15 protein-coding genes are annotated in these 15308 nt (G+C 35.2%); 13 read left to right on the top strand and 2 right to left on the bottom strand.

The features are described from left to right. Positions 1 to 12: 12 nt before the first annotated feature. The gene (locus tag GKZ88_RS18935; RefSeq protein ID WP_155103881.1) at positions 13 to 2730 is read right to left on the bottom strand and encodes an alpha/beta hydrolase-fold protein; all 2718 of its coding nucleotides are present in this window, start codon (positions 2728 to 2730) and stop codon (positions 13 to 15) included. 75 nt (positions 2731 to 2805) lie between these two features. Next, on the bottom strand, positions 2806 to 4437 hold the full coding sequence (locus GKZ88_RS18930) for a glycoside hydrolase family 43 protein (protein ID WP_230392554.1): 1632 nt from the start codon (positions 4435 to 4437) through the stop codon (positions 2806 to 2808). Positions 4438 to 5605: 1168 nt separating this feature from the next. Here GKZ88_RS18930 and GKZ88_RS18925 point away from each other — a divergent pair. From GKZ88_RS18925 to GKZ88_RS18865, 13 genes are all read left to right on the top strand, one after another. Next, a complete protein-coding gene (locus GKZ88_RS18925; protein ID WP_155103879.1) occupies positions 5606 to 6424 on the top strand; it encodes an alpha/beta hydrolase in 819 nt (272 codons plus the stop codon). Between the two features lie 72 nt (positions 6425 to 6496). After that, positions 6497 to 6817: a phosphoribosylpyrophosphate synthetase gene (locus GKZ88_RS18920; protein WP_155103878.1), complete on the top strand. Its 321-nt coding sequence runs from the start codon at positions 6497 to 6499 to the stop codon at positions 6815 to 6817. A 140-nt stretch (positions 6818 to 6957) separates the two neighbouring features. Further along, positions 6958 to 7590 carry a hydrolase gene (locus tag GKZ88_RS18915; protein WP_155103877.1) on the top strand — a complete coding sequence of 211 codons (633 nt, stop codon included), beginning with the start codon at positions 6958 to 6960 and terminating at the stop codon, positions 7588 to 7590. A 137-nt stretch (positions 7591 to 7727) separates the two neighbouring features. Further along, on the top strand, positions 7728 to 7856 hold the full coding sequence (locus tag GKZ88_RS22615; protein ID WP_255474717.1) for a hypothetical protein: 129 nt from the start codon (positions 7728 to 7730) through the stop codon (positions 7854 to 7856). 115 nt (positions 7857 to 7971) lie between these two features. After that, the gene (locus GKZ88_RS18905; RefSeq protein ID WP_155103876.1) at positions 7972 to 9858 is read left to right on the top strand and encodes an amidohydrolase; all 1887 of its coding nucleotides are present in this window, start codon (positions 7972 to 7974) and stop codon (positions 9856 to 9858) included. Positions 9859 to 9868: 10 nt separating this feature from the next. Next, positions 9869 to 10297 (top strand): DoxX family protein, encoded by a 429-nt coding sequence (locus GKZ88_RS18900; RefSeq protein WP_155103875.1) that lies wholly within the window; start codon positions 9869 to 9871, stop codon positions 10295 to 10297. Position 10298: 1 nt separating this feature from the next. Further along, entirely contained in the window at positions 10299 to 10772 is a 474-nt protein-coding gene (locus GKZ88_RS18895) for a DNA starvation/stationary phase protection protein (protein WP_155103874.1), read from the top strand. Positions 10773 to 10777: 5 nt separating this feature from the next. Further along, complete coding sequence (locus GKZ88_RS18890) at positions 10778 to 11443, top strand: YoaK family protein (protein WP_155103873.1); 666 nt, start codon at positions 10778 to 10780, stop codon at positions 11441 to 11443. Between the two features lie 215 nt (positions 11444 to 11658). Further along, positions 11659 to 11949: a GNAT family N-acetyltransferase gene (locus GKZ88_RS18885; protein ID WP_155103872.1), complete on the top strand. Its 291-nt coding sequence runs from the start codon at positions 11659 to 11661 to the stop codon at positions 11947 to 11949. 125 nt (positions 11950 to 12074) lie between these two features. Further along, complete coding sequence (locus GKZ88_RS18880; RefSeq protein WP_155103871.1) at positions 12075 to 12695, top strand: dienelactone hydrolase family protein; 621 nt, start codon at positions 12075 to 12077, stop codon at positions 12693 to 12695. Continuing rightward, the gene (locus GKZ88_RS18875) at positions 12695 to 13045 is read left to right on the top strand and encodes a hypothetical protein (protein ID WP_155103870.1); all 351 of its coding nucleotides are present in this window, start codon (positions 12695 to 12697) and stop codon (positions 13043 to 13045) included. Before GKZ88_RS18880 ends, GKZ88_RS18875 begins: the two co-directional genes overlap by 1 nt. 180 nt (positions 13046 to 13225) lie before the next feature. Then, positions 13226 to 13843 carry a TMEM175 family protein gene (locus GKZ88_RS18870; protein WP_155103869.1) on the top strand — a complete coding sequence of 206 codons (618 nt, stop codon included), beginning with the start codon at positions 13226 to 13228 and terminating at the stop codon, positions 13841 to 13843. A 320-nt stretch (positions 13844 to 14163) separates the two neighbouring features. Further along, positions 14164 to 15102, top strand: a complete 939-nt coding sequence (locus GKZ88_RS18865) for a ring-cleaving dioxygenase (RefSeq protein ID WP_155103868.1) — start codon at positions 14164 to 14166, stop codon at positions 15100 to 15102. The last annotated feature ends 206 nt before the right edge of the window (positions 15103 to 15308 follow it).

The following is a 15308-nucleotide window of genomic DNA, read 5'->3' as shown; positions in this document are numbered from 1 at the left end:
GACGCATATAAATTAATTAAATAACAAAGGAGCAAACATGAATAAATCGTGTCTCCATACCGGCCAGGTATGACCTCCAGAATACTCACTGTATTGATATTTAATGCCCATTTGATCAAACTTGCTCATCATTATTTTGCAGTTTTCATAAGCGATATCTTCCTTACCGCCCATTGAAATCCAAAATTCTTTAATGTTTGAATTAATGGCTACAGCATTGTTTTTCATAAACTCATATTGAGGTGCTGATAAAGTTTGATTGTTGGCCCACCAGCCAGAGCTAAATACACCAATGCTTGAAAACATATCTGAGTTTTTAATCCCTGCGTAAAGTGTCTGCAAACCTCCCATTGATAATCCGGCCAAAGCTCTGTTTTTAGCGTCTGTTGCTACTTTAAAATTACTTTCTACAAAAGGGATTGCTCCCGTTTTTAATTCATTTTCAAAAGATTTCAAGGCATTTTCATTAAATCCGGCAACTCCTCCGGTATTTCCCATATTGCCGTCCAGCATTACGATTACCATTGGTTTTGCTTTCTTTTCAGCTATTAAATTGTCTAGAATTAAATTTGCCTTACCCTGAGTGGCCCATCCGGTTTGGTCTTCACCGCCTCCATGCAATAAATATAAAACAGGATATTTTTCGGAAGCATTTTCATAACCCGGTGGTGTATAAACGTACATTTCGCACCAGGAATTAGTTGCTTTTGAAAAATATTTTTTAATTCTGATATCTCCGTGCGGCACCATTTTTAAGGCATAAAAATCACCTTCTTTGTTCGGAATTTCAATACCGCTGGCCATGCGTCCCATACCATAAAAGGTTTCGCTTGAAGGATCGGCTACAGCTACACCATCAATCAGCAAAGAGTAATAATTAAATCCTTTATTGATTACATCAGTAGTAACGGTCCATAAACCCTCTGAGTCCCTTGCCATATCGTATTTTCTGCCTAGATCAATTTGCACTTTTAAAGCTTCTGGAGCTTTAACTTTAAAAACTACACGATTGTCAGGCAATATTTGCGGATACTTTGCATTGCGGATATTCGTTTGGGCCGGATCTCCTAAAAGGGTATAGGATGTAAAAACAGCTTGATCAACAGGCTTAAATAAGAATTGCGAAAACATATACAAACCGTTTTTCCATACCTTAAAATCATGAACTCCCGGCTCAATATAATAGATATGAGGCACATCATTTTTATACAAATAATCATGGGTTCTTCTGCTATTTTCGATAAGCCAGTCATTATCACCACAGGAAATCCAAAGCAGTTTTAATTTCTTTTTTGCTTCTTCTGGATTCGGAAGCAATTCTTGGGGCATTTTGGTATTCGGTGCCGCAGAGAATGCGCCAACCCATGCAAATTTGTCTAAATTCCCTAATCCGAAATTCAGAGATTGTCCTCCGCCCATAGACAAACCGGCAATAGCACGATGTTCTCGGTCTTTATAAACTGGATATTTTTTTTCGATAAACGGAATTAGATCCGTCAACAAATCTTTTTCAAATGTCGCAAAAGCTTGTACTTTGTCGGGCGCCATTATATTTCCGGTAGCACTATCATCCTTCATAGCCCTGCCGTTTGGCATCACCACAATCATCGGTTCTAATTTTCCTTCTGCGTAAAGATTGTCCAATATAATCTGCGGAGTTCCACCATTGAGCCATTCTTTTTCATCTCCGCCAATTCCATGTAAAAGATATAAAACAGCGTATTTTTTCTTTGTATTGAAACCCGGAGGCGTATAAATAGTCACCTTTCTATCAGTACCAACCGTTTTGGACGGGTAACTAATGGTTTCTATTTTCCCTAATGGTATGTTTGAATTTAATTGATCAAAACCGACAGGAGCCTGCACTCTTAAAGGTGATTTGCCTTCTGAGATTTTATATCCCAAAAGCGAAAGCATATTATCAGCATAACGTCTTCCTAATTCCCTGTAGCCATTGGCATTAAAATGCAAAAAATCGGGTTCAGCAGTACATCCGCTTGATGAAATTACATAGGAATTCGGTATTGTTTTTGGTAGTGTCGCAATAATTTTGTTCATGCTCCCGCATTTACCCTTCTGATCGTCATTTACGGTTTCTCCGGAAAGTAATGGCACTTTTTTGGGATCCAGATTAAGATCTTTTATTAAGTTATCGTACACAATTTTTACCTTTTGAGGCCAAAGTGTATCACCCGTATTAGATTCACCCTGATGCAGTAAAATTCCTTTGATTACACCTTTCTTTTGAGCAATCTTCGCCATTTCTACCAGTCTTTGATACGGATTGTCGTTGTACTGCTTCAGAATTCCTTTCATCCAATCTGGTGCGGTTGCAACATACTCTGCTGTTTTGTTTTGATCAAAAAGTTCGATTTTACAGCCTCCAACCGCTACATTTATAATCCCGATTTTTATATTTTTTGGAAGATTGGCCACCAAAGTTCTGCCAAAATAATCCATCGGTGTCAATCCGGTAGTACAACGGCATAATGGCGGAATAGCCGTATACCAATTGCCTTTTGAACGTGATATTTCCGGACAATCTACCGTTTGCAAAACCTGAAACCGATCATCAACTGCAGTAATATCCTGAGGTTCAATTTTAGCATAACCCTCCATATTTGATTGGCCAAAACTTAAGTACACATGAAAATTTGGATCTTGAGAATATCCTTTTTGTCCTATCAAAAAAAGAACAGCAAACGCGAAAAATCTAATTATTGATTTCATTATATAGTGCTATTTTAATGTCAAAAATTATTGTTTAAATGCTGAATGTTAAATCATTTCTACAGTTCTCGCTTTTTATTCTGCGCGAGCATCATTTGCCGTGGTAGCATATAATCCAACCAATGCGCCTGTAAAACCTCCTGCCACATTTGTTGAAAGAATATCCCCAGAAACGCTTCCACCTAAATTTTCAAAATTAACGCCATTTAGAGCATAACTAAATTGGTAACTGTCTCCTGTTGCTTTTACCTGCAGACGTATATTTTTTTTGATTTCAATTTTAGTGCTTGCGATAATTTTTGATTCACCTTTTTCTGTTCTTTCCAATAGTAAATAAGTGTCTTTTCCTTTCTTGGTTACCCCAAAAACATAATTAAAGCGTTCGTTCTGCAAACAAACAATTCCAGCCAAATCCTTTTCAGATACGGGTTGATAATCTATTGTTGTCGCAAAAGAAAAAGTATTGTGTTGTTGTCTATAAAAAAGTGTCGAAGTGGGTTTGACTTCTTTAATGTTTACCGCAAAAGGCTTAATTTCTAGTCCTTTTTTGGTTACTGAAATAAAGTTTTCGCGAGGTCCTCTAAGCCCTATCCATCTGTAATCTAATTTTTCAGATGTAAAGTTTTCCGTAAACGTAAAATTTCCATTAGGGAAAAATCCGTCCTTGCCGGTTTTATTTTCAGTAACTCCTTTAGGCATTTTCATTTTTGGTTCGAGAGGAACTAATCCGTTTTCAAAAACTGGAAAAACTCCGGACCAATCTACAGGCAACATAAAAGTTTCGCGTCCGGTATTTACCCTGTCTTTATCATTAGGACGAATGCCCAGAAACACCCCATAATATTTATTATCAGGTCCCTGAACTAAATCGGCATGCCCCGCCCAGTCCACTTTATCAGTCCTGTTCTTTGGAAAATATCTTTGCGTAAGAATCGGGTTATTTGACGCGGGTTTAAAAGGTCCCTTCGGACTATCGCTGATAAAAACAACTTCACTATGATTATCACCAGTACCGCCTTCTGCACACATTAAATAATAACGGCCGTCTTTTTTATATAAATGAGGAGCCTCAATCCAAATTGGTTTTTTAGAAAGATCTACGCCTCCATCTACTATAATTTTATCTGTGCCCGGAATTACTTTATCATTTACAACATCATATTCCCAAACTTTAATGACACGATGGCCTTCATACAATTCTTTTCCTTTATCTGGGGCATCGTTATGAACAATATATCCTTTTCCGTTATCATCAAAGAAGATACAAGGATCAATTCCATTAAAATCTAATTTTATGGGACTTCCCCATCCCTTCATAGGATCTTTCGTTTTTACGATAATGTTGCCCATTCCTCCTGTAAAGGCGGTTACGATCATATAAAAGGTATCATTATGCGGATTATAAGTTATGCCCGGCGCGTATACTCCCTGGCTAATTCCGGTATCGTGAGGATTGAATTCTGAAACTTTATTAAGTACACCTCCAAGATCTGTCCAATTTACCAGATCTTTAGAATGAAAAATGGGCACTCCGGGAAACATGGCAAATGAAGAACAGGCCATATAATAGTCATCTCCTTTTCTTGTAATAGCCGGATCAGGATAACATCCTTGTAAAATTGGGGAATAAAACTCGTCTGGTTTTAAAGGATTATTTTTATAAATATGATCATCGCCTGTATAAACAACATTTGAAAAAATAGGCATACTTGCAATTTGACTATTTATTAAATTGTTTTTAATTGTTATTCCATTAAAGGAAAGAAGAAAAAATACTGATAATAACGATAAGGAAAAAATTTGCTTTTGGTTCATTTTGTTAATCTTAATTATTGATATTCTTTTTAAATGTGGTTTTGATATTAAAAAAATCAATTAAAATAAATACAGCTCCATTTCAATTTGAAGCGAATTAATAAGTGTATTTTTAACAAATATAAAAAAACAATTCAATACACAACCGGTTGTTTTGTTATTTTTTTTACATATCAATAAAAATAGTAGAGATAAAAAATACATTATGTAACAAAACCCCTAAAATTTTATGCTTTGAACTAATTCAATCCCAGAAACAGCAATACTTACAAATTCAGAAAATATCGATGAGAAATGCTTCACCCCTTTTTAATATAAGATGATGAAAGTGGAAAAAATGCATTGTATTATAAAAGGGCTTCCATAATACAGCTTTCATGGAAAAATTATAACTATCTAGAACTACCTATCAATGTTCAGCTATTTAAGTATAAAGAAATTTACTTTTTTAAATTACTAATTCTCATATTGGTCAATAGTTTTGATGGTTTCATCTGCTAAAAGATTATTTTTTTATTGTTTTTCTTCTGCAATATAAAATACTGTTGCTTTTTTATATCATATAACAATTATAAATCATAATTTTACGATATATCGTAACTGAAACAGTTTAATAAAACGATAAATCTTTAATTCTAGGCTCTTTTTGCTTTCGGCATACTCATTGGTTTATATCTGACATTCAATTAATTAACAAGATGTAAACATGAATACAGCAGATAAGCTTAAACCTAGAGAAATTATCTTTCTTACAAGTCCTCCAATCTAAGAATACGCACAAAATTAGTGCAGCTAATTTGAATTTGAATAGTTAAAAACTTTGTCTATTTAAGACGAAGCATTAAATATTTCAACTCAAAAAGCAGCCGCTTTTTAAATATTAAATAGATCAACTAGAAAATTAACATTTTTCTTAATCTAGATTAATCAACAAACTTTCGCACCTACTGTAAGTTTGTAAAAGAAATTCACAACAGCTTTTAAATCAAAAATAGATTTAATCACAATACAAGTTTTGACATTTAACTCTAAATATTTAATAACCTAAAACCATAAAAAAATGAGCACATTTAAAACACAAGACGGAACAGAAATTTTTTACAAAGATTGGGGAACAGGACAACCAATAGTTTTTCACCACGGATGGCCATTATCAGGTGATGACTGGGATGCCCAAATGATGTTTTTCCTAAAACAAGGATATAGAGTTATTGCACATGACAGACGCGGACACGGTCGTTCTAGCCAAACTTCAGAAGGAAATAATATGGAAACTTACGCAGCAGACATTGCAGAATTGACAGCGTCTCTTGATTTAAAAAATGCAATTCATATTGGCCACTCAACTGGCGGCGGTGAAGTAATTCGTTATGCAGCAAAATATGGAAAAGGCCGTGTTGCAAAAGCAGTAATTATTAGCGCGGTAACACCAATTATGATTCAAAGTGAAACAAATCCTGAAGGTGTGCCATTATCTATTTTTGATGAAATCAGACAAGGAACTGCATTTAACAGAGCGCAATATTTTTATGATTTTCCAATTCCATTTTACGGATGGAACCGCGAAGGACAAACCGTTCAAGAAGGTATCAAACACAATTGGTGGCGTCAAGGAATGATGGGATCAGTTTTAGCTCATCACGATGGAATTAAAGCGTTCTCAGAATCCGATTTTACAGAAGATCTTAAAAGTTTAGATATTCCTGTTTTGGTTTTACACGGAGAAGATGATCAAATCGTTCCTTACAATCAGGCACCTAAAGCTGCCGCACTTTTGAAAAACGGAAAATTAATTTCGTATCCGGGTTTTCCTCATGGTATGCCAACTACAGAAGCAGAAACAATCAATAACGATATTTTGGCTTTCATTAAAGCATAAATATCTTCCTAAAATTAATCCAAACTGCCTTTAATGGCTCGCTTTTATGGGCAGTTTAAAATTTTTCTAACTATGAGTTCAACACAACAACCCGCTTTTGATACGGTTACCGAAGCTTTACAATGGCTGAATCAGCAAGGTTTTACCGAAAATTTTAATCTTGACGAAAACTGTATCCGCTATAATAGCAACACCCAGAGTATGTCTCCCGAAGAATTCAAAATCGAATATTTATTTCGTTTTGAAGGAGATACAGATCCCGGCGATGAAGATATTGTTTACGGAATTATCTCTGAAATCTATAATATAAAAGGAGTTTTAACCAGCGCATTTGGAATTTATGCTGATGCGATTTCTGCAGAAATGATCAAAAAGCTTTCTACACATTCATAAAAACGGGACAACAGCTTAATAAAATCGCGATATATCGCAAATCTTTTTAGCTCTTAAAAACCTAAACCATAATGCAGTAACAAATTAAAAGTCTGTCATTTCATTGGCTTGACTAATTATAAATCTTAAAAATAAATATTATGAAACCATCAGTTAATTTATTATCACCAGACAATCATGCTTTAGTATTAATCGATTTTGAAGGGCAAATGGCTTTTGCAACAAGTAATATTCCGTTGAACGAATTACGCACAAACGTTGCTATTATTTCTGGAGCTTCTAAAATTTTTAATGTGGAAACTATTGTAACAACTGTTGCAGAAGAAAGCTTTTCTGGTCCTGTTTTTCCTGAACTAGAAGAATTTTACCCAATCGCAACTTCTGGATACATTGACAGAACGACAATGAATACTTGGGAAGACGAAAATGCTTATAAAGCTATTGTAGCAAAAAATAAGAAAAAAATAGTTCTTGCCGGTTTATGGACAGGGGTTTGCATCGTTGGGCCAGCGTTATCTGCTATCGAAGAAGGTTACGAAGTTTATGTAATTACAGATGCGTGCGGAGACGTAAGCAAAGAAGCTCACGAACGTGCAGTACAAAGAATGATTCAGGTTGGAGTACAGCCAATCACATCAATTCAATATTTATTAGAACTTCAAAGAGATTGGGCTCGTGAAGAAACTTATGTGCCTGTAACCAACTTAATGAAAAAATATGGAGGATCTTATGGTTTAGGAATTCATTATGCACACAACATGCTGAAACACTAATTCATTTCAACTTGAAACTTTAAACAAAAAAGCCTCTCACACTTCATTAAATTGGAATAATAAAAATTCACATCCCAAAAAAAACAAGAATTTCGGAATTATCGTGATGTGTTTTCTTCTAATGGGAAGCGTTACGTTTGGGCATTACAAATTATTCTTTTGCAAGTGATATTAAAGATGCGGGAATTGATTCTACAACGGCTTTGGCAGCAACCAATGTAGTTTTAGTGTATAAAACTCAGCCGTATTTAAAAGATAAAAACTAGCTGATTATAAACCATTAACAAAAATCATATTGCTTGCCAGACCTTCATTCTACAATGTTGCCGGAGAAGGAATTAAAGAAGCCATTGCAAAATTGAACACTAAATAACCAAAATTATGAAAGCAGATCTAATTTTATTCAACGGAAAAATTCATAGCTTCAATGCCGAAACTCCAAATGTTACAGCAGTTGCCATCAAAGACGGAAAATTTATTGCAGTTGGAAACGATAGCAATGTAATGGAATTTGCATCTGAAGAAACCAAAATAATCGATCTTCAAAATAAAAGAGTGGTTCCAGGAATCAACGATTCGCACATTCATCTTATTCGAGGCGGTTTAAATTATAATTTAGAATTGCGCTGGGATGGCGTTCCTTCTTTAGCTGATGCATTAAGAATGCTGAAAGAACAAGTCGATCGCACGCCAAATCCGCAATGGGTTCGTGTAGTTGGAGGCTGGTCGGAATTTCAATTTGCTGAACGCCGAATGCCGACTTTAGAAGAAATCAATGCAATTGCTCCCGAAACTCCTGTTTTTATTCTGCATTTATACGATAGAGCCATTATGAACAGAGCGGCGCTAAAAGCAGTTGGCTACACTAAAAATACGCCAGCGCCTCCTGGTGGTCAAATTGAAAGAGATTCTAAAGGAGAACCAACCGGACTTATTATTGCCACTCCAAACGCCATGATTTTATATTCAACTTTGGCAAAAGGCCCAACGCTTTCATATGAACATCAGATCAACTCGACACGTCATTTCATGAAAGAATTAAACCGTTTCGGAATTACAAGCGTGATTGATGCCGGAGGTGGATTTCAGAATTTTCCAGATGATTATAAAGTCGTTAATGAACTGAATGAAAAGAAGCAATTAACGGTAAGAATTGCTTATAATCTTTTCACTCAAAAACCAAAACACGAATTTGAAGATTTCGAAGATTGGATTGATACTGTAAAATTGCATCAGGGCGATGATATGTACCGCCATAATGGTGCAGGCGAAATGTTAGTTTTTTCTGCTGCCGATTTTGAAGATTTCCTGCAGCCAAGACCCGACCTTCCTGAAAATATGGAAGCCGAATTGGAAAAAGTTGTTCGCCTTTTGGTAGAAAACCGTTGGCCGTTTCGTCTTCACGCGACTTATAACGAAAGCATTACGAGATTCTTAAATGTATTTGAAAAGATCAATCAGGAAATTCCGTTTAACGGACTGCCTTGGATTTTTGATCATGCCGAAACTATTGATGAACGTAATATTGAACGTGTCAAAAATTTAGGCGGTGGAATCGCCGTACAAAGCCGAATGGCATATCAAGGCGAATATTTCACAGATCGTTACGGAGCAAAAGCAGCTGAAAATACGCCGCCAATAAAAAAAATGCTTGAGATGGAAGTTCCCGTTGGCGGAGGTTCTGATGCCACAAGAGTAAGCAGCTACAATCCGTGGGTTTCTATGTATTGGATGACAGTTGGAAAAACAGTCGGCGGTTTGCAATTGTACAATGAAAGCAGATTAAGCAGAGAAACGGCTTTAGAAATGTATACCAGAGGAAGCGCCTGGTTCTCGCAAGAGCAAACTAAAAAAGGAGATATCAAAACCGGAATGTTTGCTGATTTAGTGGTTTTAGATCGTGATTACTTTAATATTGAAGACGAAGAAATCAAAAAAATAGAATCAGATTTGACTATTGTGGACGGAAAAATTGTGTACGCCAATGGCGATTTTTCATCCTTTTCTCCGCCGCATATTCCAATTTTGCCAGATTGGTCGCCAACGAATATTTACAATGGTTATCCATCAAAAAGCAATTTGCAGAGCGCGATTGAGAAAAATTCAAAAGCAGACGCTAAACCAAGTCTGACCTCGCAAATACACAGTTGTTCTGGAAGCTGCGATGTTCACGCTCACAGCCACGATATTGCCAGAATGAGCAACGTACCAGTAAATAACTATAACGCATTTTGGGGCGCACTTGGATGTTCCTGCTTTGCCTTTTAAATTTAAAGAAATGACTGAAATTATAAAACAAATACTTTATTCTGATTTAGGAACATCTTTCAATAATGCTGCGTTTTTACTGTTTAGAGTATTACTTGCAATAGAGCTCTTTAGAGTTCATGGAATGAAGAAATTTAGAGTTGAAAACGGACAAAGAGAACACGTTCCTAATCCGCTGCATTTACCGGAAAAACTAAACAGTTTAGTGGCTACTTTTTCTGATACTGTGGTTCCATTTCTAATCATTTTGGGCATCGGAACCCGACTTGCAGTTTTACCAACTATTGGTGTTACAGCTGTTGGATATTTTGTAGTGCACAGAAAAGATTCACTCGAAGTACGCGACGTTCCTTATATGTACACTTTATCTCTATTACTAATTCTCGCACTTGGAGCAGGAAAATATTCACTTGATTATTACTTTTTAAACCTAATTTAACATGAAAGCAAACATCGGAATTAAACAAGAAAGCATCACAAAAGTTGTGGATGTACTGACAAAAGTTTTGGCTGACGAATTTGTACTTTATACCAAAACAAAAAAAGCACACTGGAATGTAGAAGGCCCTGATTTTTACAACAAACACCTTTTCTTCGAACAGCAATACGAAACATTAGACGAAATTGTAGATGCGGTTGCAGAAAGAATCAGAACTCTTGGTCATTATGCGCCGGGAACTTTAAAAGAATATTTGGCATTAACGCATCTTTCAGAAGAATCGAGAGAGAAAAACGATAGTGCAGGTTATATAAAAGAATTGCTTTTGGATCATGGAAGTATTTTGATTCACTTACGCGAAAACATTAACAATTTTGCCGCAGAACTACACGATGCCGGAACCAGCGATTACATCACAGGTTTATTAGAAAATCACGAAAAAATGGCTTGGATGCTTCGCGCCCACCTAAAATAAAAACGATGGAAATACAAAAAAACATTTGGTACGTTACGCTGCTTCTCACTATGATTGCAGGATATTGTGATACCGTCACTTTTGTCGCTGCAGATTCCATATTTTCAGCACACGTTACCGGCAACTTTATTGTCTTTGCTTATCAAATCATCAAAGGTTCAGACTTGCATGCTTGGATAAAATTATTGACTTTTCCTGTTTTTATTTTAGCCGTAATTACCGGAGGAAGAATTGCATTAAAAGCAGCAAATCATTATACCGTCTTATTTTGGGAAGGTTTAATATTAGTTTTGAGTGGCATTGCAACTTATCTTTTTGGTTACTTAGACATTTTCTCCGAATGGACAATGTACACTGTTGCTATGACAACTGTATTTGCCATGGGACTTCAAAATGCTTTTGGAAAATTATATGCCAAAGAGACCTACGGACCAACAACCATGATGACAGGCAACGTGACTCAAGCTTCTCTTGATTTGGGAAACCTGTTAAAAAACGGATTGAAAGATGTAGATGTGCTCCTCAGTTTAAAAAAACAATTAGTTACCATAATCGGATTTCTTGTGGGGTGTTTTTTGGGAGCCGTTGCCGGAAAGTTTTTTGGATTAGGTACTTTAATTTTGCCTGGAGCATCAATGATAATTTGTTATCTCTACCACCGCGAAAACTAAGCAAACATGGATTTAAAATTGCTGATTTCTGATAATATAGTATCTTTAAGAAATGAATTTTGCCCTATTATTTTTTATCAAAAACCACATAAATTTTTTAATGTGTATTGTTTCTGTTTTTCATAAACATACAACCCCAGAGGCGCAGCAGAACTCTTAAAAATACTGCCACAAACTTTAAAAAACTAGTTATAAAACAAGATTGTAATTAAGATATGGAAACAATAAAATTAGAATTAGACGAAAAAAAACACGGTGCTTTTAATCTTTATGTTGAAGATAAAAAATTAGGCGAAATGACGGTAAGCATCAAAGATGATTTACTAACCGTTTACCACACAGGAGTTGAGCCAGAAGCTGAAGGAAAAGGTTATGCAAAAAAACTTCTTGAAGAAATGGTATCGTATGTTCGTGCCAATAAAATGATGGTTTTAGCACTTTGTCCTTACGTTCATGCCCAATTTAAAAGACATCCAGATGAATATCAGGATATTTGGAAAAAGTAATCAATTCTTTAAAAAGTAATCACCAAAGTTTGTCATTTCGAACTACGAGAAATGACAAGATTATGTAAACAATTTTACTATCCGAACAAAAAATCAAATTGATTAAAATAAAAAAAATAAAAACTATGAGTTTAGAGATTATAACAGATGGTGTACCATTAAATGAAGCTAAAAAAGCTTTGATTATGATTCACGGACGTGGTGCGGGTGCTCATGATATTCTTTCAATTGCAAAACATCTTAAGGTTAATGATTTTGCTCTGGTTGCTCCTCAGGCAGAAAACAGAACATGGTATCCCTATTCTTTTTTAGTTCCGATTGAGGAGAATGAACCTTCTTTTTCAAAATCATTAGATGCTATACATCAGGTTGTTGTCGCAATTCAACAAAACGGAATCGAGAAAGAGAATATCTATTTTCTTGGGTTTTCGCAAGGCGCTTGTCTGGCTTTAGAATTTACTGCCAGAAATGCTGCTAAATATGGCGGAGTTGTTGCTTTTACAGGCGGACTTATTGGCGATAAAGTCTATGAAAATCATTACGCCGGAAATTTCGAAAACACACCTATTTTCATCGGAACAAGCGATCCTGATTTTCACGTTCCAGTTGAAAGAGTAAATGAAACCGAAGCGCTTCTTCAAAAAATGGGCGCAGACGTTACTAAGAAAATCTATCCAAATATGGGACATACCATTAGTCAGGACGAAGTAGATTCTGCAAATGCATTAGTCTTCAATAAAAAATAATGATTACAATAACACGAGTTTACAGCGATGCAAATGGCGAAAGTCATTTTGAAGATTTCGAAGTTCCGTTGAAAAACAATGGCGATATCGGTTTTTTATCTGATGATGAACCGGTAAAATCGATTGTATTTAGAGAAGTAAGTCCGTCTTATGATTATGATTTTCATAATGCACCTGATCGACAATATATTGTTTTATTAGAAGGTGGTGTAGAAATCGAAACTTCTTTAGGAGAAAAAAGAACATTTGAAACAGGATCCATTTTATTGGTTGAAGACACCACGGGAAAAGGTCACAAAACAAAAAATATTGAACCAAAACTGCGAAAGTCAATATTTATAAAATTATAAATTAAACACTGCAAATATTTCTTAAGATCTAGAAAAAATTTAACCGCAAAGCACGCAAAAGTTTTTTCATACTTTTTATAGTGTTTGTAAATATAAAGTTCACAAAGCTTTATCTAAAACTTTGCGAACCTTTTGTAAACCTTTGCGGCTTCGCGGTTAATAATACAAAGAAATTATAAAATGGAAAAAGAAACCGTAAGAATAGAGAATTTCAGCGATGCTGTTTTTGCTATTGCCATTACGCTTTTGGTTCTGGATCTTCATGCACCAGATACCAATGCTGTAAAAAATGGCGATGAATTACTGGCTTTTTTAAGAGGAGAATGGACATCGTATCTTGCTTTTACGCTTTCTTTTTTCAGTATTTTTATCATGTGGGTGAATCACCACAAGATTTTCAAACAAATTTACAGCCGCAACACCGCGATCATGTTTGCAAACGGATTGATTCTTTTTTTGGTAACAATTGTTTCTTATCCAACCGCTTTATTAGCACGTTTTTTTGAGGGAGAAGCGTCCAATATTGCAGTTGCAATTTATACGGGAATCTTTGTTTTGATCAATCTTTCGTATAATTTGTTGTGGTATACGGCAAGCAGCAACAAAAAACTTTTACGTCCAGAAATTACAAATTCGGCTATAAAAAAAATACGAAACAATTATTTATACGGATTACCAACTTATTTAATAGCTTTTGGTTTTTCATTTCAATATCCAGCATTTGCTTTGATTATCAGTATGGCATTATTGATTTTTTGGGCAATTTCTTCGGGAAAAATAAAAATGATTCAGGAATAAATCGAGCTGCAGAATGTTCTTTTTAATACCCAAAATTCTGCATTCTCGACATCAAAGTTGTTGCCGTCAAACCTAGTAAAATGGCTGCTCCTTGTGGTCCTGAAATTCTTCTTTGATTTCTATTTCTGAAAGCGCCTTACAAATCGACAAAATCAAAATCTGTTCTCGTTCTCTTTCCTGCAATCGGTTAATTAAAATTGCAAATTGACGAATGAAAACGAAACGGCTTATTATTTCTTAATCTAGGTTAATCGATGCAGAACCATAACAGAAGTAAATTTGTATAAGAAAATCAATAATAACTAAATAAAAAAAATACCATGGAAAATACAATTTTAGGCTTACACCATATTACTGCAATTGCTGGTGATGCAAAACGCAACTTTAATTTTTATTCTAATATACTAGGATTACGTTTTATTAAAAAAACAGTCAATTTTGATGATCCGGGAACTTACCATTTTTACTTTGGAGATGAAGTTGGAAGTGCCGGAACAATTTTAACTTTTTTCCCTTGGGGAGAAGGAATTCAGCAAGGCCGAAAAGGTTCTGGAATGGCAACCGAAATTGGTTATTCTGTTCCAAAAGGAAGTTTGGATTTCTGGCAAAAACGTTTTGAAAAATACAATGTAATTTACAATAAACCAGCTGAAAAATTCGGCGAAAAATACCTTACTTTTTTAGATCCTGATGGATTAAAATTAGAATTAATCGAATCTAAAACAGAAGACAACAGAAAACCTTGGGAGACTGACGAAGTAAAAGCAGACGTGGCTACAAGAGGATTTCATAACATCACTTTAACGTTAAACAGCATCAAAGCAACTGCAGCCGTTTTAACTGAAATATTTGGCTATAAATTAATTGATCAAGATGTAAACCGTTACCGTTATGCAACCGATGCCGTAGAAAATGCTGCAATTGTTGACTTAGTAGAATTACCCGAAGAAAAACGTGGTTTAGGTGCAAACGGAACTGTTCATCACGTGGCTTTTAGAGTGCAAAACGATGAAATTTTAATGCACTTCCGTGAAAAAATAGAAGCTTACGGATTGTCTATTACGCCACAAATTGACAGAAATTATTTCCATTCTCTTTATTTTAGAGAACCGGGAGGAGTTTTGTTTGAAATTGCTACCGAAAATCCTGGATTTATGGTTGATGAAAGTTTAGAAGAATTAGGAAAAAACTTAAAACTTCCGGCACAATATGAATCTGATAGAGCGGCTATTGAAGCACATTTGGTAAAAATCAATTAATTTTAAAAGGAAAAAATAAACATCTAAAATCATAGAATTGAGAAACCATTTAAACATAATCCTTTAGTGGTTCTCTTAAAAAGCGTTAAATCAAATGATTTAGCGCTTTTTTTATGAAAGTAATTTATAACCCGAGAAAATAGTACTACTGCTATTTTATCAAAATTTGAAAATTGGCTGCATGATTATTTACAATCAGAAAATGC

The sequence above is a fragment of the Flavobacterium sp. LC2016-01 genome, from assembly GCF_009711135.1.
In the GTDB taxonomy this organism is placed as follows: domain Bacteria; phylum Bacteroidota; class Bacteroidia; order Flavobacteriales; family Flavobacteriaceae; genus Flavobacterium.
The sequence above is the reverse complement of the archived record's forward strand: the minus strand, read 5'-3'. Positions and strand labels throughout refer to the sequence as shown.

Excerpts from the sequence above, each read along its gene's own strand:
- GKZ88_RS18920 (WP_155103878.1), top strand. The coding sequence starts at position 6,497 with ATGAGTTCAACACAACAACCCGCTTTTGATACGGTTACCGAAGCTTTA.
- GKZ88_RS18865 (WP_155103868.1), top strand. The coding sequence starts at position 14,164 with ATGGAAAATACAATTTTAGGCTTACACCATATTACTGCAATTGCTGGT.
- GKZ88_RS18905 (WP_155103876.1), top strand. The coding sequence starts at position 7,972 with ATGAAAGCAGATCTAATTTTATTCAACGGAAAAATTCATAGCTTCAAT.
- GKZ88_RS18915 (WP_155103877.1), top strand. The coding sequence starts at position 6,958 with ATGAAACCATCAGTTAATTTATTATCACCAGACAATCATGCTTTAGTA.
- GKZ88_RS18885 (WP_155103872.1), top strand. The coding sequence starts at position 11,659 with ATGGAAACAATAAAATTAGAATTAGACGAAAAAAAACACGGTGCTTTT.
- GKZ88_RS18875 (WP_155103870.1), top strand. The coding sequence starts at position 12,695 with ATGATTACAATAACACGAGTTTACAGCGATGCAAATGGCGAAAGTCAT.
- GKZ88_RS18895 (WP_155103874.1), top strand. The coding sequence starts at position 10,299 with ATGAAAGCAAACATCGGAATTAAACAAGAAAGCATCACAAAAGTTGTG.
- GKZ88_RS18925 (WP_155103879.1), top strand. The coding sequence starts at position 5,606 with ATGAGCACATTTAAAACACAAGACGGAACAGAAATTTTTTACAAAGAT.
- GKZ88_RS18890 (WP_155103873.1), top strand. The coding sequence starts at position 10,778 with ATGGAAATACAAAAAAACATTTGGTACGTTACGCTGCTTCTCACTATG.
- GKZ88_RS18930 (WP_230392554.1), bottom strand. The coding sequence starts at position 4,437 with ATGCCTATTTTTTCAAATGTTGTTTATACAGGCGATGATCATATTTAT.
- GKZ88_RS18880 (WP_155103871.1), top strand. The coding sequence starts at position 12,075 with ATGAGTTTAGAGATTATAACAGATGGTGTACCATTAAATGAAGCTAAA.
- GKZ88_RS18870 (WP_155103869.1), top strand. The coding sequence starts at position 13,226 with ATGGAAAAAGAAACCGTAAGAATAGAGAATTTCAGCGATGCTGTTTTT.
- GKZ88_RS18935 (WP_155103881.1), bottom strand. The coding sequence starts at position 2,730 with ATGAAATCAATAATTAGATTTTTCGCGTTTGCTGTTCTTTTTTTGATA.
- GKZ88_RS18900 (WP_155103875.1), top strand. The coding sequence starts at position 9,869 with ATGACTGAAATTATAAAACAAATACTTTATTCTGATTTAGGAACATCT.